14 protein-coding genes are annotated in these 18,699 nt (G+C 66.7%); 8 read left to right on the forward strand and 6 right to left on the reverse strand.

The window, feature by feature from the left end; genetic code table 11:
• Window positions 1-7: 7 nt before the first annotated feature.
• The 3 genes from coaE to ABE543_RS15230 are packed head-to-tail and all read right to left on the reverse strand — an operon-like array spanning window position 8 to window position 2,759.
• Window positions 8-619: a dephospho-CoA kinase gene (coaE, locus tag ABE543_RS15220; protein ID WP_053517038.1), complete on the reverse strand. Its 612-nt coding sequence runs from the start codon at window positions 617-619 to the stop codon at window positions 8-10.
• A 10-nt stretch (window positions 620-629) separates the two neighbouring features.
• Window positions 630-1,493, reverse strand: a complete 864-nt coding sequence (locus tag ABE543_RS15225) for an A24 family peptidase (protein ID WP_053517036.1) — start codon at window positions 1,491-1,493, stop codon at window positions 630-632.
• Window positions 1,494-1,499: 6 nt separating this feature from the next.
• Window positions 1,500-2,759: a type II secretion system F family protein gene (locus ABE543_RS15230; protein WP_053517034.1), complete on the reverse strand. Its 1,260-nt coding sequence runs from the start codon at window positions 2,757-2,759 to the stop codon at window positions 1,500-1,502.
• Between the two features lie 361 nt (window positions 2,760-3,120).
• On the opposite strand from ABE543_RS15230, the gene ABE543_RS15235 reads away from it, so the two are divergent.
• The 3 genes from ABE543_RS15235 (at window position 3,121) to pilB (ending at window position 8,506) form a co-directional block, all read left to right on the forward strand.
• Entirely contained in the window at window positions 3,121-3,561 is a 441-nt protein-coding gene (locus ABE543_RS15235; RefSeq protein WP_277381037.1) for a pilin, read from the forward strand.
• Window positions 3,562-3,719: 158 nt separating this feature from the next.
• A complete protein-coding gene (locus ABE543_RS15240; protein WP_346475858.1) occupies window positions 3,720-6,767 on the forward strand; it encodes a fused MFS/spermidine synthase in 3,048 nt (1,015 codons plus the stop codon).
• A gap of 11 nt (window positions 6,768-6,778) precedes the next feature.
• On the forward strand, window positions 6,779-8,506 hold the full coding sequence (gene pilB, locus ABE543_RS15245; RefSeq protein WP_053517028.1) for a type IV-A pilus assembly ATPase PilB: 1,728 nt from the start codon (window positions 6,779-6,781) through the stop codon (window positions 8,504-8,506).
• A 69-nt stretch (window positions 8,507-8,575) separates the two neighbouring features.
• Here the strand turns inward: pilB and ABE543_RS15250 are convergent, their stop codons facing one another.
• Both ABE543_RS15250 and ABE543_RS15255 read right to left on the reverse strand, forming a co-directional pair.
• Window positions 8,576-9,949 carry a sigma-54 dependent transcriptional regulator gene (locus ABE543_RS15250; protein ID WP_053517026.1) on the reverse strand — a complete coding sequence of 458 codons (1,374 nt, stop codon included), beginning with the start codon at window positions 9,947-9,949 and terminating at the stop codon, window positions 8,576-8,578.
• A gap of 54 nt (window positions 9,950-10,003) precedes the next feature.
• Complete coding sequence (locus tag ABE543_RS15255; protein ID WP_053517024.1) at window positions 10,004-11,623, reverse strand: ATP-binding protein; 1,620 nt, start codon at window positions 11,621-11,623, stop codon at window positions 10,004-10,006.
• A gap of 330 nt (window positions 11,624-11,953) precedes the next feature.
• On the opposite strand from ABE543_RS15255, the gene sucC reads away from it, so the two are divergent.
• The 3 genes from sucC (at window position 11,954) to ABE543_RS15270 (ending at window position 15,866) form a co-directional block, all read left to right on the forward strand.
• Window positions 11,954-13,123 (forward strand): ADP-forming succinate--CoA ligase subunit beta, encoded by a 1,170-nt coding sequence (sucC, locus tag ABE543_RS15260; RefSeq protein ID WP_005418614.1) that lies wholly within the window; start codon window positions 11,954-11,956, stop codon window positions 13,121-13,123.
• Window positions 13,124-13,147: 24 nt separating this feature from the next.
• A complete protein-coding gene (gene sucD, locus ABE543_RS15265) occupies window positions 13,148-14,023 on the forward strand; it encodes a succinate--CoA ligase subunit alpha (protein WP_005418610.1) in 876 nt (291 codons plus the stop codon).
• 208 nt (window positions 14,024-14,231) lie between these two features.
• Complete coding sequence (locus ABE543_RS15270; protein WP_053517022.1) at window positions 14,232-15,866, forward strand: NAD+ synthase; 1,635 nt, start codon at window positions 14,232-14,234, stop codon at window positions 15,864-15,866.
• Window positions 15,867-15,938: 72 nt separating this feature from the next.
• Here the strand turns inward: ABE543_RS15270 and ABE543_RS15275 are convergent, their stop codons facing one another.
• Window positions 15,939-16,826 carry an outer membrane protein assembly factor BamD gene (locus tag ABE543_RS15275; protein WP_053517021.1) on the reverse strand — a complete coding sequence of 296 codons (888 nt, stop codon included), beginning with the start codon at window positions 16,824-16,826 and terminating at the stop codon, window positions 15,939-15,941.
• A gap of 113 nt (window positions 16,827-16,939) precedes the next feature.
• On the opposite strand from ABE543_RS15275, the gene rluD reads away from it, so the two are divergent.
• Together rluD and pgeF are read left to right on the forward strand one after the other, a co-directional pair.
• On the forward strand, window positions 16,940-17,929 hold the full coding sequence (gene rluD / locus ABE543_RS15280) for a 23S rRNA pseudouridine(1911/1915/1917) synthase RluD (protein ID WP_053517019.1): 990 nt from the start codon (window positions 16,940-16,942) through the stop codon (window positions 17,927-17,929).
• Window positions 17,929-18,699, forward strand: a complete 771-nt coding sequence (gene pgeF, locus ABE543_RS15285) for a peptidoglycan editing factor PgeF (protein WP_065175783.1) — start codon at window positions 17,929-17,931, stop codon at window positions 18,697-18,699. The genes rluD and pgeF overlap by 1 nt, the downstream gene beginning before the upstream one ends.

Genomic DNA, 18,699 nt, shown 5'->3' on the forward strand with positions numbered 1-18,699 from the left:
CGGCGGGTCAGCCCGCGGCCAGTGCCAGATAGCGCTGGTGCAGCGCCTCCACCTGCGCCTGCAGGTCGTCCGGCTGCCCATCGTTGACCACCACGTCATCGGCCAGTGCCCGGCGCTGCGCGCGGCTGGCCTGGGCGGCGATCATCTGGTCGGCCAGGGCGGCGTCGATGCCATCGCGCTGCATCAGCCGGGCGTGCTGTACGGCCTCGGGTGCATCCACCAGCAGTATCCGGTCCAGCCATGGATAGGCCTGGCGGCCGCCCACCTCGGTCAGCAGCGGAATCGCAGCAATGGCGTACGGGCTCGGCGCCTGCGTGCACTGCTGCTGCATCAACAGGCGGATGGCGGGGTGGGTGATGGCTTCCAGTGCCGTCCGTTCGGCCGGGTCAGCGAAGACATGGGTGCGCAGGCGCGCCCGGTCCAGGCTGCCATCGGCCAGCAGCATGTCCGTGCCGAACCGGTCGGCAATGCGGGCCAGTGCCGGGCTGCCGGTGGCCACCACCGCGCGGGCGGCCAGATCGGCGTCGGCCACCACGATGCCCAGCGCTTCGAAGCGCCGCGTCACTTCGCTCTTGCCGGCCGCGATGCCGCCGGTCAGGCCGACCACGTAGCGGCTCACGGCGGCCCCCTCAGCGCAGGCCGCTCAGGGCCAGGTAGCGCTCCACCAGCGGTTCGCCCCACATGAAGAACAACCAGCCGGCGATGGCCAGGTACGGGCCGAACGGAATCGGCGTGGCGCGATCGCGTCCGCGGCTGTAGAGCCAGATCGAACCGACGATGGCGCCGATCACCGAGGACAGCAGGATGATCGGCAGGATGCCCTTCAGGCCGCACCAGGCGCCGAGCGCCGCCAGCAGCTTGAAGTCGCCATGGCCCATGCCCTCCTTGCCGGTCAGCTGCTTGAACAGCCACCAGACCGTCCACAGCGACAGATAGCCCACGGCCGCACCGACCAGGGCCGGTTTGGCGGGCATGTACAGATTGTCGATGCTGCCGATCAGGCCCAGCCACATCAGGGGCAGGGTCAGCTGGTCGGGCAGCAGCTGGGTGCGCAGGTCGATGCCGGACAGCGCGATCAGGAAACAGGTCAGCACGATGGCGCCGAAGCCCTGCCAGCCGAAGCCGAACTGCCACACGCAGGCCAGCACCAGCAGGGCGGTCATCGCTTCCACCAGCGGGTACTGCAGCGAGATCGGCGCCTTGCAGTGGCGGCATTTGCCCCCCTGGATCAGCCAGCTGAACAGCGGGATGTTCTCGTACCAGGACAGCTTGTGCTTGCAATGCGGGCAGTGCGACGGCTCGACCACGATGCCCGGCGGCGGCGGCTCGTAGAAGTCCGGTTCCTCCAGCACTTCGCGCGCATCGCGCTTCCACTGCCATTCCAGCCGCTTGGGCAGGCGCAGGATGACAACATTGAGGAAACTGCCCAGCAGCAGTCCCAGTCCGGCCGCGGCGGGGTAGCCGAGGCCGGGGTGCTGGTCGAGAAAAGCCATGTATTTTTATCCGACGACGGCGCCCAGTTTGAAGATCGGCAGGTACATCGCAATGACCAGGCCGCCGACAATGGTACCAATGAACACCATGATCATCGGTTCCAGCAGGCTGCTCAAGGCATCCACGGCGTTGTTGACCTCCTGCTCGTAGTATTCGGCGACCTTGAACAGCATGGTGTCAAGGGCGCCGGCCTCCTCGCCGATGCCGGTCATCTGGATCACCATGTGCGGGAACAGGTTCAGCTGCTTCATCGCCATGTTGACCGGATAGCCGACCGAAACGTCGTCGCGCATGCGCAGCACCGCCTCGCCGTAGACCTTGTTGCCGGTGGCGCCGGCGACGATGCCCAGGGCCTCCACCAGCGGCACGCCGGCCTTGAAGGTCACCGCTGTGGTGCGGGAGAAGCGGGCGATCGCACTGTTGTGCATGATCTGGCCGATGACCGGCACCTTCAGGATCAGCCGGTCGACGGTGTGCTGCATCTTCTCCGATCGCCGGTAGGTCATGGCGATCGCCACTACCGCGCCGATGGCGACGATGGCGATCAGCCACCACCACGACACCATGAACCGCGACAGGTTCACCACCATCTGGGTGAATGCCGGCAGGTCGGCACCGAAGCTCTGGAAGACTTCCTCGAACTGCGGGACCACCCAGACCAGCAGGATCGTGCTGACCAGGAACGCCACCACCAGCACCATGGCCGGGTAGAACAGCGCCTTCTTGATCTTGCCCTTCAGTGCCTCGAGGTTCTCCTTGTAGGAGGCGATGGTGTCCAGCACGGTCTCCAGCACACCGGCGCTTTCGCCGGCCCGCACCAGGTTGCGGTAGAGCTCATCGAACTGCACCGGATGCTTGCTGATGGCCTCGTGCAGCGACGAGCCGCCCTCGATGTCGGTGCGGATCGTGTCCACCATCTTCTTCATGCGCGGGTTCTTGTGCCCGCTGCCGATGATCTCCAGCGCCGACACGATCGGCACGCCGGACTTCATCATCGTGGCCATCTGCCGGCTGAAGAACGCGATGTCCTTCGGAGAGACCGGCTTGCCGGCCGCACCGAACAGCGGCTTCGGCTTGGGCTTGACCTGGCCCGGGCTGATGCCCTGCCTGCGCAGTTCGGCGCGCAGCAGGTTGGCGTTCTTCGCCAGCTGCTCGCCCTTCATCTTTATGCCCCGCTTGTCGGTCCCCTCCCAGACAAACGGCTGCAGCTCCATCGTGGCGCGGGCCACGGGCTCCTTCTTGATCGCACTGCGACTCACAGACATGTTGGCTCCCCAGGCCCGCCATCCCCAGGCGGGCATCCTGAGCGGCGATGGTAGCTGGTTCAGACCCGTCCGGGGAGCCTGCCGGCGTGACGGCGTGCAGGGTTTTCGACGCGTCGAGGCGGAAGGTGACGCGCTGCGTCACATTGCCGCGTCCATCGCAGATTCGGAGCAGGGGGGTTCCCATCCGCGAAATAGCTGCCATCATTGGCGCGGGGAAATCGGGGGAGGCGTGGCCATGGGAGATTGGCACGCAACCTGCGTTGATCCACCCGCGGGGGCGGGCAGCCTGCTCATCCGGTCATCTGGCCGGCCGGTTGCCGTACCCGGAAAATCAACCACCACTACTTGGGGACGTACCACCATGAAGAACCAGAAGGGCTTCACCCTGATCGAACTGATGATCGTCGTTGCGATCATCGCCATCCTGGCCGCCATCGCGCTGCCGGCTTACTCGAACTACACCAAGAAGGCCAAGGTCTCGGAAGTGATCCTTGCGGCTTCTTCGCTGCGTACCGACGTGTCGGAATACGTGGCCAGCAACAATGCCCTGCCGCCGGCCACCTGGGAGCCGGATTTCCAGCAGACCCAGTATGTGGACAAGCTGGAATGGGATGCGACCACCAAGACCATCACCGCGACCGCGCGTAACATTGCTGACGACATCAATGGCGATACCATCACGCTGAAGGCCGACGACAGCAACGTGGCGAACGGCGTCATCCCGAAGTGGACCTGCGAAGGTTCCATCGCTTCGAAGTACCGCCCGGGTTCGTGCCAGGGTGAGGCCGCACCTGCCGAGTAATTGGCGTTTGCTGCTCGCGTATGGAAACGGGGAGCCCAGGCTCCCCGTTTTCGTTTGGGCGCTGCGGGTTGTCCGGATCCCTTCTGGCCGCGCGCTTGCATTGAGTCCGCGAAGTTTGTTCTTCTGTTGAAATCGACCGTGCGACTGGGGAGTTCGCAATGCGCCGTCCTTCATTCAGCCATGGCCCATGGCTGCTTCTCATCTTCGTGCTCTCCGGCTTCGCCGGGCTGATCTACCAGTCCATCTGGACGCAGTACCTGGGGCTGTTCCTGGGGCATTCCTCGCACGCGCAATCGCTGGTGCTGATCCTGTTCATGGGCGGCATGGCGCTGGGGGCGTGGCTGGTCAGCCGCCGCAGCGCGCTGCTGCGCCGGCCGCTGCTGGCCTACGCGGTCATCGAGCTGGTGATCGGGGTGCTGGGCATCGGTTTCGACGGGCTGTTCCAGAGCGTGACCGGTTGGGCGTACACCCACCTCATGCCGGGCATGGAGGGCACCTCGTCCACGGCGCTGCGCTGGGCGCTGGCCACGGCCCTGGTGTTGCCGCAATGCATCCTGCTGGGCGCGACCTTCCCGCTGATGAGTGCGGGTTACATGCGCCTGCAGCCCGGATCGCAGGGTGAGGTGCTGGCCGGGCTCTATTTCTCCAACAGCCTGGGCGCGGCCGCCGGCGCCCTGGTGGCCACCTACGCGCTGCTGCCGGCGGTAGGGCTTCCGGGCACCGTCCTCAGTGCCGGCCTGCTCAACATCGTGGTGGCCATCCTGGTCTATCCACTGGCCCGCGACGGCAGCGCGCCTGCGGTAGTGGCCTCCGCCGCGCCGGCTGCCGGCGGCGTACGACCGGAGACTGCAGTGCCGGTGCGGCTGGTGCTGCTGGTCGCAGCGGCGACCGGCGCGTCATCCTTCGTTTACGAAATCACCTGGGTGCGCATGCTGTCGCTCGCACTCGGCACCACGCTGCATTCGTTCGAGCTGATGCTGGCGGCGTTCATCCTCGGCATCGCCTTCGGCGGCCTGTGGCTGCGCCGCCGCGCCGACCGGATGCCGTCGCCCCTGCGCGTGGCAGGCTGGGTGCAGGTGTGGATGGGGCTGGCGGCGCTGGCCTCGATGTTCGTCTATGCGCAGGCCTTCGATTGGGTCGGCTGGCTGATGCGGGTCATCGTGCGCAGCGCGGATGGTTACGTGCTGTACAACTTGGCCAGTGCCGCCATTGCCGGCCTGGTGATGTTCCCGGCGGCGTTCTTCGCCGGCATGACGCTGCCGCTGCTGACCCTGGCGCTGCTGCGCGCCGGGCAGGGCGAGCGCGCGATCGGCCAGGCCTATGCGTTCAATACGCTCGGCGCGATCGTCGGTGTGCTGGCGGCCATCCATCTGCTGATGCCGCTGCTGGGGCTGAAGTACGCGCTGCTGGTCGCGGCAGTGGTCGACATCGTGCTGGGCCTGGTGCTGCTGCAGCGCCTTCGGCTTGCGGCCCCGGGCCGTCTGCGCTCGCCACTGTGGCAGGCTGGCGCGCTGGGTGTCGCTGGCGTAGTGGCGGCCGTCGTGCTGGTCCGCTTCGATCCGCTGGTGCTGAATTCGTCGGTGTACCGCCATGGCACGGCCCGTCTGGCGGATACCGCCACGATGCTGTTCTCGCGCGATGGGCAGACGGCCACCGTGGCGGTCTATGAAAGCACCCAGCCGATCGGCCGCATGCGTGCCATCGCCACCAACGGCAAAGTGGATGCAGGCATGGCCGTGTCGATGGTACAGGCACCCACCAGCGACGAATCGACCATGATCCTGCTGGCGGCTCTGCCGTTGGCGCTGCGCGATGATTACCAGCGCGTCGGCGTAATCGGTTTCGGATCCGGGCTCAGCACGCACACGCTGTTGGGCGACCAGCGCGTCGGGCGCGTGGAAACGGTGGAGATCGAGCCGGCCATGGTGGAGGGCGCGCGTCTGTTCGGCGAGCGTGTCGAGCGCGCCTTCAACGATCCGCGCTCGCACGTGGTGATCGACGATGCGAAGTCCTATTTCGCCGCCAGTCCGCGCAAGTACGATCTGATCATTTCCGAGCCGTCCAATCCCTGGGTGGGTGGAACGGCGGCGCTGTTCAGCGACGAGTTCTATGCGTTCGTGCCACAGCAGCTCAACGAAGGTGGCGTGTTCGTGCAGTGGCTGCAGCTGTATGAGATCACCCCCGAACTGGTCAGCTCGGTACTGGCGGGGCTGCTGGAACAGTTCTCCGATGTGCGCGCTTACCTGGCCAATCGTGGCGACCTGATCCTGGTGGCGACGCCGAAGGGCACGTTGCCGCCGATGAAGGGCAGCCTGTTCCAACAGCCGCAGCTGCGCGGGGAACTGGCGCGGATCGGCGTGCATTCGGTGGCCGATCTGGAGAACGCCCTGTCCATGGATGACGCAGCGCTGCGCGCCTTCGTTCCTCTGTATCCGGCCGCGCGCAATTCCGATTACTTCCCGACCTTGAAGTTGAATGCCCCGGTGGCACGTTTCCAGGGGGCGTTCACCCGTGATTTCCAGCAGGTGATGACGGCCCCCTGGCGGATCGTCAGCGCCCCGCCAACGGGGCAGGTGACGGCTACTGCGGCGGGTCTGCCGCAACCGGCGTCCAGCCGGGATGACAAACGTCCGACCGCACGGGCCGTGGCAGCTTTCCTGCAGGGCGAGGCGCCCACGGATGTGGCGGATGCCGATTGGATGAGTGCGCAGGCGCTGCGTGGGCTGGCAGCGCGCTGCGAACTGGACGGATCTCCGATGGAAACCACCCGGCTGCTGTTCGTGCTGGCCGGAGAAACGATCCCGTTCCTGCCGGCAGCGCAGCGGGCGGCCCTCTGGGCGCAGCGCGACTGGATGGACTGCACCCCGGCAGATCCCGTCGTGTCCGCCAGCCTTGCCCTGGTTGCCGCCGCGGCCACCGACGACCACCACGCTGTACTCACGGAAGGCCGGCGATTGTTGGGCAGCGAGCATGCGCCGATGCTGCTGGCCGACCCTGCCACCGGCTATTATCTGTTCGGTGCAATGCAGCACGCTGCGCGGCAGCTGGGGGATACCACGGCGTCGCGGCAACTGACGGACCAGTACTGGAAGGCGCTCGCGCCCGATGCGCGAGGAAACGGACCCCTGCGTTTGCTGAGCTACCTGGCCGCTATGGGCCGGCAACCCGTTTCTGAAACTGAATTCCGGCCGTCAGGGCACGAGTAACGAGGAATCCCATGAGCGTTGTTTCATCCCCCAACCTTGTCGGCATCACCGGGCTGGCGCGCCGCCTGGTCCAGGATGGTGCGCTGGACGAGGCCACCGCCCGCGACGCCATGACCCGGGCCGCCGCCGCGCGGCAGCCGCTGCCGCAGTGGTTCGCGCAGAACAAGGTGGTGGGGGCAGCACAGCTGGCCGCGGCCAATGCGGTTGAGTTCGGCATGCCGCTGTTCGACGTCTCGACCTTCGATGCCAGCCAGAACGCGATGAGCCTGGTCAGCGAGGAACTGCTGCGCAAGCACAACGTACTGCCGCTGTTCAAGCGTGGCGGCAAGCTGTTCGTCGGCACCAGCAACCCGACCCACGCACTGGACGAGATCAAGTTCCACACCAACCTGGTGGTGGAGCCGATCCTGGTCGACGAGGACCAGATCCGCCGCACTCTGGAACAGTGGCACGCCAGCCACGACACGCTGGGTGACGCGCTGGGCGGTGACGATGAGGGGATGGCCAACCTCGACGTGGGCCTGGGCGATGAGGATGGCGCGGGCGGCGACTCCGGCATCGATGCCAAGGGCGACGACACCCCGGTGGTGAAGTTCGTCAACAAGGTGCTGGTCGATGCGATCCGCAAGGGCGCGTCGGACATCCATTTCGAGCCGTACGAAGACGATTACCGCGTGCGCCTGCGCATCGACGGGCTGTTGAAGATGGTCGCGCGCGCGCCGGTGAAGTTGAACCAGCGCATCGCCGCGCGCCTGAAGGTGATGGCACAGCTGGACATCGCCGAGAAGCGCGTGCCGCAGGATGGCCGCATCAAGCTCAACCTGTCCAAGTCCAAGCAGATCGATTTCCGTGTGAGCACGTTGCCGACGCTGTTCGGCGAGAAGGTCGTGCTGCGTATCCTCGACGGCAGTGCCGCCAAGCTGGGCATCGACAAGCTCGGCTATGAGCCCGACCAGCAGAAGCTGTTCCTGGATGCGATCCACAAGCCATACGGCATGGTGCTGGTGACCGGGCCGACCGGTTCGGGCAAGACGGTGTCGCTGTATACCGCGCTGGGCATTCTAAACGACGAGACGCGCAACATCTCCACGGCGGAAGACCCGGTGGAAATCCGGCTGCCCGGCGTCAACCAGGTGCAGCAGAACAACAAGCGCGGCATGACGTTCGCCGCTGCGTTGCGCTCGTTCCTGCGCCAGGATCCGGACATCATCATGGTCGGCGAAATCCGCGACCTGGAGACCGCCGAGATCGCCATCAAGGCCGCGCAGACCGGCCACATGGTGCTGTCCACCCTGCATACCAACGACGCGCCGCAGACCATCGCGCGCCTGATGAACATGGGCATCGCGCCGTACAACATCACCAGCTCGGTGACCCTGGTGATCGCCCAGCGTCTGGCGCGACGGCTGTGCCCGAACTGCAAGCGCCCGGCGCAGCTGCCGGAGCATGCATTGCTGGCCGAGGGTTTCACCCAGGCCCAGCTGGATGAGGGCATCCAGCTGCATGAGGCGGTGGGCTGTGATGAATGCACCGAGGGTTACAAGGGCCGCACCGGTATCTACCAGGTGATGCCGATGACCGACGAGATCGCCACGATCGTGCTGGCCGGTGGCAATGCGCTGCAGATTGCCGAAGCCGCGCAGGCGATCGGGGTCAATGACCTGCGGCAGTCGGCATTGAGGAAGGTCGCGGCGGGCGTGACCAGCCTGGCCGAGATCAACCGCGTTACCAAGGATTGACGCGGTTGTGCTGACGGGGTCGGAGCCCTTTCCTGCGGAAAGGGATCCGACCACTGGGCCTTGCGGCCCTTACTCCATGCCCAGCTTCTTCAGCTTGTAGCGCAGCGCGCGGAAGGTGATGCCCAGCTGCGCGGCGGTACGGGTCTTGTTCCAGCGGTTTTCTTCCAGCGCGCGCTGGATGGCGCTGCGTTCGAGCTGTTCGATGTACGAGGGCAGGGCGGCACTGCCCGGCTGCAGATCGACCACGGCTTCGGCGGCCGTGCCGTTGCCGGGCATGCGGGGGGCGTGTTGCGGCAGGCGCAGATCGTCGACACCGATGCGGTCTTCCTCGGCCAGGGCCAGCGCGCGCTCAAGGATGTTCTCCAGTTCGCGCACGTTGCCGGGGAAGGCGTACTGCGCCAGTGCCTCCAGCGCCGAGGGCGCGAGCAGCGGCGTGGTGCGGCCGTGGCTGCGGGCCAGCCGTGCCAGCACGGCAGCGGCCAGCTCCGGCAGATCCTGGCGGCGTTCGCGCAGCGGCGGCACCTTCAGTTCGATCACATTGATGCGGTAGTACAGGTCGTGGCGGAAGCGGCCGTCCTCGACCAGCTCGGCCAGATCCTTGTGGGTGGCCGACAGGATGCGCACATCGACCGGTTCCTCGCTGGCCGCACCCACCGCGCGCACCGACTTCTCCTGGATCGCGCGCAACAGCTTCACCTGCATCTGCAGCGGCAGCTCGGCGACCTCATCCAGGAACAGGGTGCCACCATGGGCGGCCTGGAACAGGCCGGGCTTGTCGGCGTGGGCGCCGCTGAAGCTGCCCTTGCGGTGGCCGAAGAACTCGCTCTCCATCAGTTCGCCGGGAATCGCGCCGCAGTTGACCGGCACGAACGGCCCGGCAGCACGTGCCCCCTGGGTGTGGATGGTCCGCGCGACCAGTTCCTTGCCGACGCCGGATTCGCCGAGGATGTAGACCGGGGCCTGGCTGCGCGCGACTTTGCCGATGGTGGCACGCAACACGTCCATCGCCGGCGAATTGCCGAGCAGCCGGGCGCCCTGTTCTGCGACGGGGCCCGGTACGGGCCGCTCGCTGTTGTTCAATTCCAGCGCGTGCTTGACCAGTCCGCGCAGTACGGCGATGTCCACCGGCTTGCTGACGAAGTCGAAGGCGCCCGCCTTCAGGGCTTCCACTGCCAGATCCATGCTGCCGAAGGCGGTGATCATCGCCACCGGTGTGCGCGGGTAGTGCTGGGCGATCTCGCTGACCAGCTCGATGCCGTTGCCATCCGGCAGGCGCATGTCGGTGATGCACAGGTCATAAGGATTGCTGGCCAGCAGCTCGCGCGCTTCGGCGAGGTTGGCTGCAGTACTGATGCGCAGCCCCATGCGGCCGAGCGTCAGCACCAGCAGTTCGCGGATGTCGCGTTCGTCGTCGACGACGAGGGCGCTGCGGGTTTCGTTCATGGGCGGAAAAGATAAACGAGGGGGCTGAAAGCGACAAATGTTTGACGCACAGAATCAGGAACCATCGGGCAGCAGGGTGTGCGGACCTGGCAGGACCAAGCGGAAGCACGAGCCGCCGGCTGGCACCGGGATGTAATCCAGCCGTGCCTGGTTGGCCCTGCACAATTCGCGGGCGATGTACAAGCCCAGGCCGGTGCCGTGCTCGGAGGTGGTGAAGAACGGCCGGAACAGCTGCGCCGCCACGCTTTCGGGAATGCCGGGGCCACGGTCCATCACGTCGATCACCGCGCTGCGTTCGTGCCGGGCTACACGCAGCCGCACGCGGGCCGGCTGCTGGCCGATGCGGCCGTACTTCAGGGCGTTATGGACCAGCACGGTCAGCACCTGGTAGAGGTGGCGGGTGTCGACCTGCGCCGGCACCGAGGTGTCGCTGACGATCGGTTCGATGCTGTCGGTTTCCAGCGTCTGGCCCTGCTTGTACTCCAGCACGAAGCGGCGCACGAAGGCGACCAGATCCACGTTCTCCGGCGTGGCACGTTCGCGCCGGGCCAGGCCCAGCACGCTCTCGACGATGCCGTTGGTGCGCTGGCACTGCTGGCGGATGATCTGCAGCAGGCGGCGGTCGCTTTCGTTGAAGCCGGTACCTTCTTCCAGCAGCTGCACGGCATAGTTGATCGCCGCCAGCGGATTGCGGATCTCATGGGCCAGGCTGGCCGAGAAGCGGCCCATCGCCGACAGGGTGAGCGACTCGGCGCGCCGCGACACCACGCTGGAATCATCCAGGAAGACCAGGGCCAGTTCGCTGCCGGCCAGCAGGCGCGCGAAGCGCGGTTGCACTTCGGGCTGGTCCGGGTTGAGCTGCAGCGGCAGTTCGTCCTGGGTCCAGCCGTTGCGCCAGCGCTGCAGGCGACGGGCCAGCTCGGGTGCGACGCTGGCCAGATCGAGGCGGCCGGTTCCGCCCGCACCGTCGCTGTCGCCGAGCAGCATCGAGGCAGCCTCGTTGGCCAGCGTGATGCGGCTGTCGGCATCCACCACCAGCACGCCGGTGCGCATGCGGCGGATGATCAGTTCGTTGATCTGGAACAGATTGGCCACCTCGTCACCGCGCTGGTTGGCCAGCTGCTGGTTGCGGCGGGCGCGGCTGCCGACCTGGTAGCTGATGAAGGCCAGGGCCAGGTAACTGGTCGTGAACATCGCCAGCTCGGCCAGGGTGCGGGTCGGGTCGCCGCCCTCCAGCAGCTTCCACAGGTATTCGCCCACCGTTGCCAGGCTCGCCGCCAGGGCCAGCCCAAGGCCCCAGCTCAGCGGCAGCAGGGTGGCGGCCGCGGCGATGTTGAACAGCAGCGACATCGAGATGCCGGCACTGGCGCCGGGCAGGGCGTGGGCCAGCAGGATGGCGGCGATGATGTCCACCAGCACGCCGGTGACCACGATCGGCCGCAGCCAGCGTTCGTTGCGGCCGATCGCCAGGGCCAGCAGCGACAACGCCAGGTAGGCCGCGCCGACGGTGTAGGCCAGCCGCGGGTGGTGGGCCTCGCCGACCATCATCGACAACGGGCTGTACAGCAGGGCGGCGATCACGGCTGCGATCAGCACCCGGTACAGGGCGAAGAAGTACAGCTCGCGCCGCGGAATCGATTCGATGCGGTCGATCAATGAAGCACTGGGTGACACGCCGGAACTCCCCTTCTGGCTGCCTGGATCTGGGTTGTGCGACGGGCATGCCCGAGCGGACGCAGATGCCCAGTATACGGTCGTGGCGATGCCCGGCCGCGGGTCCGCGTCGCGCAATCGGCCTGTGGCGAGGGCGGCCGGGCGGCTGCCGGCGATCCGCAACTGCCTGAATGACAGCGGAAATCCGCCCGGATCCGGTACTGCGTACAGACTTCTTTGCGCCCCGGCGCCGGCTCGGCCACAATAGTGGGCCCGCCGCGGTCCGTGCCGGTGCCTCCCCCGGAGGCCCTGAGGAATTGCGTGCGGTCGTTCCTATTCCCACGGTGACGCATGAATTTCCACGAATACCAGGCAAAACAACTGCTTGCCGAATACGGCATCCCGGTCCCGGCCGGCAAGGTCGCGGCTACTCCGGACGAGGCGGTTGAAGTCGCCCAGTCGCTGGGCCAGGGCCCCTGGATGGTCAAGGCGCAGATCCACGCTGGCGGCCGCGGCAAGGCTGGCGGCGTCAAGTTCTGCAAGACCGTCGATGACGTGAAGGCCGCAGCGGCCAAGATGCTCGGCACCAAGATGGCCACCTACCAGACCGCCGGCGTCGAGCTGCCGATCAACCTGGTGCTGGTGACCACCGCCGGTGAGATCGTCAAGGAACTGTACCTGTCGGTCCTGGTGGATCGCGGCACCCGCACCATCAGCTACATCGCCTCCTCGGAAGGCGGCATGGAAATCGAGCAGGTGGCTGCCGAGACCCCGGACAAGATCCACACCCTGAATGTGGACTTCGTCGAGGGCGTGCAGGGTTACCACGGCCGTGACATCGGCTTCAAGATGGGCCTGACCGCCAAGCAGGCCGGCCAGTTCGCCAACATCATGGTGAACCTGTACCGCATCTTCAACGAAAAGGACCTGGCGCTGGTTGAGATCAACCCGCTGGCGATCCTGGACGACGGCAACCTGTACGCGCTGGACGGCAAGTTCAACAGCGACGACAACGCCAACTTCCGCCACAAGGAACTGGTCGCGATGCGCGACAAGTCCCAGGAAGATGAAACCGAAGTGACCGCTTCGGAGCTGGACATCAACTACGTCACCATGGACGGCAACATCGGCTGCATGGTGAACGGCGCCGGCCTGGCCATGGCGACCATGGACGTCATCAAGCTCAACGGCGGCGAGCCGGCGAACTTCCTGGACGTGGGCGGCGGTGCCAACAAGCAGCGCGTCATCGAAGCGTTCAAGCTGATCCTGTCCTCGGACAAGGTGGAAGGCATCTTCGTCAACATCTTCGGCGGCATCGTCCGCTGCGACATGATCGCCGAGGGCATCATCGCCGCCGTGAAGGAAGTGGGCGTCAAGGTGCCGGTCGTGGTGCGCCTGGAAGGCACCAACGTGGAAGAAGGCAAGCAGCTGCTGCGTGACAGCGGCATGGCCATCATCCCGGCTGACAACATCAACGACGGCGCCAAGAAAGTCGTTGAAGCGGTCAAGAACGCCGCCTGATCCACGACACCGAAGGAAATTCCCATGTCTGTTTTGATTAACAAGAACACCAAGGTGATCGTGCAGGGCTTCACCGGCCAGCAGGGCACCTTCCACGCGACTCAGATGATCGAGTACGGCACCCAGGTTGTTGGCGGCGTGACCCCGGGCAAGGGTGGCACCACCCACATCGACCTGCCGGTCTTCAACACCGTTGCCGACGCCGTGCAGAGCACTGGCGCCAATGCTTCGGTCATCTACGTGCCGCCGCCGTTCGCGGCTGACGCGATCCTGGAAGCCGCAGCTGCCGGCATCAAGGTCATCGTCTGCATCACCGAAGGCATCCCGGTGCTGGACATGCTGCGCGTCAAGAACGTGCTGACCCGTTCCTACCCGGACACCGTGCTGATCGGCCCGAACTGCCCGGGTGTCATCACCCCGGGTGAGTGCAAGATCGGCATCATGCCGGGCCACATCCACAAGCCCGGCAAGATCGGCATCGTGTCGCGTTCGGGCACGCTGACCTATGAAGCGGTCAAGCAGACCACCGAAGTCGGCCTGGGTCAGTCCACCTGCATCGGCATCGGCGGCGACCCGATCAACGGCCTGAACTTCGTTGACTGCCTGAAGCTGTTCAACGAAGACCCGCAGACCGAAGGCATCATCATGGTCGGCGAGATCGGTGGCGACGCCGAGGAAGCCGGTGCGGAATACATCAAGAACCACGTGAAGAAGCCGGTCGTCGGTTTCATCGCCGGTGCTTCGGCGCCGGCCGGCAAGCGCATGGGCCATGCCGGTGCGATCGCCTCCGGCGGCAAGGGCACGGCGGAAGGCAAGTTCGCCGCCATGGAAGCGGCTGGCGTCGTCACCGTGCGTTCGCCGGGCGACCTGGGCGCTGCCATCGCCAAGCTGGTGAAGTAAGGTTGTTGCCGGCTTCCGGCCGGCACGATCTGTAGAGCCGAGCCCATGCTCGGCTTGCTTTGGAAAAGCCGCCTCCGGGCGGCTTTTCTGCGTCTGGGCGTCGCGCAGTCATCCGCCGGGCATGGCCCGGCGCTACCCGCAGGGTCCGCCCGGCAGGCACACGGTGCGGCGTTACAATGGGCCATTGCAACCACAGGCTGGACCTTCCATGGCTTCGATCCGCATCGCGATGGCGCAGTTCGATTTTCCGGTCGGCGATGTCGCCGGCAATACCGAGCGCATCATCGAGATGATCGGCCAGGCGCGCGATGAGCATGGCGCCGGGCTGGTGATGTTCCCCGAGCTGGCGGTCAGCGGCTATCCGCCGGAAGACCTGCTGCTGCGTCCGGGGTTCCTGTACGAATGCGAGCAGGCGATCGCGCGCATTGCGGCTGCCTGCCGCGGTATCACCGCCGTGGTCGGCTGGCCGCAGGCGGCGGGCGCGGTGGTGTACAACGCCGCCAGCGTGCTGCGCGATGGCCGGGTCGAACAGACCTATCGCAAGCGCGAGCTGCCCAACTACGCGGTGTTCGACGAGCGCCGCTACTTCGACGTCGATCCTGATGGCGGCAGCTGCGTGTTCGACGTCGACGGCATTCCGGTGGGCCTGCTGATCTGCGAGGACCTGTGGTTCGCTGAGCCGCTGGCCGATACCGTGCGTGCTGGCGCGCAGCTGGTGGTGGTGCCCAATGCCTCGCCCTACGAGCGCGGCAAGCACGCCCAGCGCGATGCCGTGCTGGCCGCGCGCACCCGCGAGAGCGGTGCGGCGATCGCGTATCTCAATGTTGTCGGTGGCCAGGACGCACTGGTGTTCGACGGCGCTTCGGTGGTGGCCGATGGCGACGGTACGGTGCACCCGGCCGCCGCTGCGTTCGTCGACCAGTGGCTGGTGGTGGAGTACGACGGTGCCAGCCGTCGCTTCATGCCTCACGTCTGGATGGACGATGGCGACGAGAGCATGGACGCCCTGGCCTGGCGCGCGGTGACCCGTGGCATCCAGGATTACTGCCGCAAGAATGGTTTCACGAAGGTGTGGCTGGGCCTGTCCGGCGGCATCGATTCGGCCCTGGTGCTGGCCCTGGCGGTGGATGCGATGGGGGCCGAGAACGTGACTGCCGTGCGCCTGCCGTCACGCTATACCGCAGGCCTGTCCAACGATCTGGCTGCAGAGCAGTGCCAAGCGTTGGGAGTGAAGCTGGAAGCGGTGTCGATCGAGCCGGCGTTCAAGGGCCTGATGGAATCGCTGGCGCCGCTGTTCGAGGGCACAACCCCGGATGTGACCGAGGAGAACCTGCAGTCGCGCAGCCGCGGCGTGATCCTGATGGCGCTGGCCAACAAGTTCGGTGGCCTGCTGCTGACCACCGGCAACAAGAGCGAGTATGCGGTCGGCTACGCCACCATCTACGGTGACATGTGTGGCGGCTACGCGCCGTTGAAGGATCTGTACAAGACCGAAGTATTCGGTCTGTCGAAGTGGCGCAATACCGTGGGGGGCGCGCCGGTGATTCCGCCGGCCGTGATCAGCCGCCCGCCGTCGGCCGAACTGCGCGAGAACCAGCTGGACCAGGATTCGCTGCCGGCCTACGACGTGCTGGACGGCATCCTGTACCGCTACGTCGACCAGGAGCAGTCGCGCGCCGAGATCGTTGCAGCCGGTTACGATGCGGCCGTGGTCGACCGCGTGCTGCGGCTGGTGCGCATCAGCGAGTGGAAGCGGCACCAGGCCGCACCGGGGCCGAAGGTCTCCCGTCGCGCCTTCGGCCGCGAACGCCGCTATCCGATCAGCAACGGCTACAAGGGCTGAGGCCCGCGCCTCCGCAGGGCCCGGCCATGGCGGGCCCCACAAAAAGGAAGGGCCCCTTGCGGGGCCCTTTTCTTACTTCTTTTCCAGCCGCGCGTTGCGCTGGCCGGTACTGGCGGACTTCTCGCCTGCGAACGGGTTGAGCTTGCGGATCATCCAGGGGTACTTCGGCCAGTTGCCTGCCAGCCACGGGTGATCGGGCTGGTTCAGCTCCAGCACGCGCCGGGCATCGTCGGCCAGGGTCTTGTTGCCCAGGTGGGTGTAGGAGTCGGCCAGGACTGCCACGGCGTCGTACTGGAAGGCGCTCTGCGGATAGGTTTCCAGCAGGTAGTTGGCGCGGCCAGCGGCCGACACCCAGGCGCCACGGCGCATGTAGTACAGCGCGTTGTCCAGCTCGTGCTGGGCGAATACGTCACGCAGCTCGATCATCCGCTGGCGGGCGTCGGCGGCGTAGCGGCTGTTCGGGTAGCGGTCAACGACGATGTTGAAGTCCGAATACGCCTGGTGCGGCGTGGACAGATCGCGGCGGCTGGGGTCCAGGGACCATACGCGACGCAGGAAAACCGTATTGCGGTTGGAGTTGGCCAGGCCGCGCAGGTAATACAGGTAGGCGATGTTGCGATGGGTCGGATAGGTCCGGATGAAGCGGTCGATGCTCGACACCGCATCGTCGTGCTTGCCGGCCTTGTACTGCGCGTAGGCGGTTTCGATCATCGCCTGTTCGGTGTACGGGCCATAGGGATACTGGGCCACCAGGCGACGGAAGCTGGCTTCGGCGCCGCTCCAGTTGCCCCCCTTCATCAGCGTGTGGCTCTTCTCGTACAGCTGTTCGACCGGCGTCCCCTCGTCGGGGCGATCACCCTTCTTGGCGCCGCGATGGCAGCCGGTGGCGGCGATGACCAGCACCAGCAGCAGGGCGGTGAGGCGGACGGGCGCGGAGAGCATGGCGGAGCGTCGGATCATGGGGTCAAGGCGGGACGCGTCTGGAATACGAAGGGTCGATGATAGCCTAGTGTCCTGTCCTGCGACTGAAACCGACCGCCGGGACCCCAAAATTTCAAAGATGCCCCCCTGCCATGTCTGAACAACCCTCCGAATCGGCCCGCCAGGCCATCGTCCCCGACACCGCCGCCGGCCGGCGTTTCGACGCCGTCGTGGCCGAACTGTTCCCCGAGTACTCCCGTTCACGCCTGACCGAATGGATCAAGGCCGGCGACGTCCTGCTCGATGGCGCCCAGGCGCGGCCGCGCGATCCGCTGCGCGGTGGCGAGGTGGTGACCCTGAACGTGGTGCTGGAGACCCAGACCGATGCCCAGCCGGAGGACATCCCGCTGGACGTGCTGTTCGAGGACGAGCACCTGCTGGTGATCAACAAGCCGGTCGGCCTGGTGGTCCACCCGGGTGCCGGCAACCACAGCGGCACCCTGGTCAATGCGCTGCTGTACCGCGACCCGTCGGTGGCGGTTCTGCCGCGCGCCGGCATCGTGCATCGCCTCGACAAGGACACCAGCGGCGTGATGGTGGTCGCCCGCACCCTGGAGGCGCAGACGGCCCTGGTCGAACAGCTGGCCGCGCGTGATGTGCACCGCCAGTATCTGGCCATCGTGATGGGCGCTCTGGTGGCCGGCGGCACCGCCGATGCGCCGATCGACCGTCATCCGCGCGACCGCCTGAAGATGGCGGTGCGCGAAGACGGCAAGGACGCGATCACCCATTACCGCCTGCGCGAGCGCTTCCGGGCGCACACCGCGCTGGAATGCCGGCTGGAAACCGGCCGCACCCACCAGATCCGCGTGCATATGGCGCACCTGCGCCACCCCATCATCGGCGACCCGCTGTATGGCGGTGCGCTGAAGCTGCCCAAGGGCGCCAGCGACGAACTGGTGGCCGCGCTGCGTGGCTTCAAGCGCCAGGCCCTGCACGCCGAGACGCTGGAGTTCGTGCATCCCATCACCGGCGAGCCGGTGCGCAATTCGGCGCCGGTACCGGACGACATGCTGCACCTGATGAAGGTGCTGCGCGAAGACAGCGAGGCCTTTACCGAGCGCGAGCGGGATCGCTGGTGATGGCGACCGCGCTGCCGCTGCTGCAGGCTGACTGGCCGGCGCCGCCGGGCGTGCGGGCGCTGACCACACGCCGGCACGGCGCGGGCATTTCGCCGGCACCCTTTGCCCAGTTCAACCTGGGCAACCGGCACGCAGCCGATGGAGATGCGCCGGCCAACGTCGAACACAACCGGCAACTGCTGCAGCAGGGACTGGCGCTGCCCTCCGCGCCGCACTGGCTGCGCCAGGTGCATGGCACCACCGTGCTGCGCTTTGATGGCCCGCCAGTGGCCGGGGCCAGCGAGCCGGTGGCCGATGCCGCGGTGACGTCGGTGCCGGGGGTGGTGCTGGCCATCCTGACCGCGGACTGCCTTCCGGTGGTGTTTGCCGCCGCCGACGGCAGCGAAGTGGGCGCGGCCCATGCGGGCTGGCGAGGCCTGGCCGATGGCATGCTGGAACACACGGTAGCCGCGATGCGCACCGCGCCGTCGCAGCTGCGGGTCTGGCTGGGCCCGGCGGCAGGGCCTGCCGACTATGAGATCGGCGAAGAGGTGTATCAGGCCTTCGTCGGCCACGAACCGGCGGCGGCCGCCGCCTTCGTGGCCACCCGCGCGGGGCACTGGAAGGTCGATCTGTTCGCACTGGCCCGCCAGCGCCTGCAGTCCGTGGGCGTGGACCCGGCCCAGGTGTCTGGCGGCACGATCTCCACCATTGCCGATCCGGACCTGTATTCGCACCGTCGCGACCGCCGCACCGGCCGCATGGCAACGCTGGCCTGGATCGCTCCCTGA

Source organism: Stenotrophomonas sp. TWI169 (genome assembly GCF_039674705.1).
Taxonomy (GTDB): domain Bacteria; phylum Pseudomonadota; class Gammaproteobacteria; order Xanthomonadales; family Xanthomonadaceae; genus Stenotrophomonas; species Stenotrophomonas maltophilia_P.

Bases quoted from the DNA above. Each gene is read 5' to 3' on its own strand.
- ABE543_RS15250 (WP_053517026.1), bottom strand. From the start codon at position 9,949: ATGAACGAAACCCGCAGCGCCCTCGTCGTCGACGACGAACGCGACATC.
- sucC (WP_005418614.1), top strand. From the start codon at position 11,954: ATGAATTTCCACGAATACCAGGCAAAACAACTGCTTGCCGAATACGGC.
- sucD (WP_005418610.1), top strand. From the start codon at position 13,148: ATGTCTGTTTTGATTAACAAGAACACCAAGGTGATCGTGCAGGGCTTC.
- ABE543_RS15225 (WP_053517036.1), bottom strand. From the start codon at position 1,493: ATGGCTTTTCTCGACCAGCACCCCGGCCTCGGCTACCCCGCCGCGGCC.
- ABE543_RS15270 (WP_053517022.1), top strand. From the start codon at position 14,232: ATGGCTTCGATCCGCATCGCGATGGCGCAGTTCGATTTTCCGGTCGGC.
- ABE543_RS15230 (WP_053517034.1), bottom strand. From the start codon at position 2,759: ATGTCTGTGAGTCGCAGTGCGATCAAGAAGGAGCCCGTGGCCCGCGCC.
- rluD (WP_053517019.1), top strand. From the start codon at position 16,940: ATGTCTGAACAACCCTCCGAATCGGCCCGCCAGGCCATCGTCCCCGAC.
- ABE543_RS15240 (WP_346475858.1), top strand. From the start codon at position 3,720: ATGCGCCGTCCTTCATTCAGCCATGGCCCATGGCTGCTTCTCATCTTC.
- ABE543_RS15235 (WP_277381037.1), top strand. From the start codon at position 3,121: ATGAAGAACCAGAAGGGCTTCACCCTGATCGAACTGATGATCGTCGTT.
- pgeF (WP_065175783.1), top strand. From the start codon at position 17,929: ATGGCGACCGCGCTGCCGCTGCTGCAGGCTGACTGGCCGGCGCCGCCG.
- ABE543_RS15275 (WP_053517021.1), bottom strand. From the start codon at position 16,826: ATGATCCGACGCTCCGCCATGCTCTCCGCGCCCGTCCGCCTCACCGCC.
- pilB (WP_053517028.1), top strand. From the start codon at position 6,779: ATGAGCGTTGTTTCATCCCCCAACCTTGTCGGCATCACCGGGCTGGCG.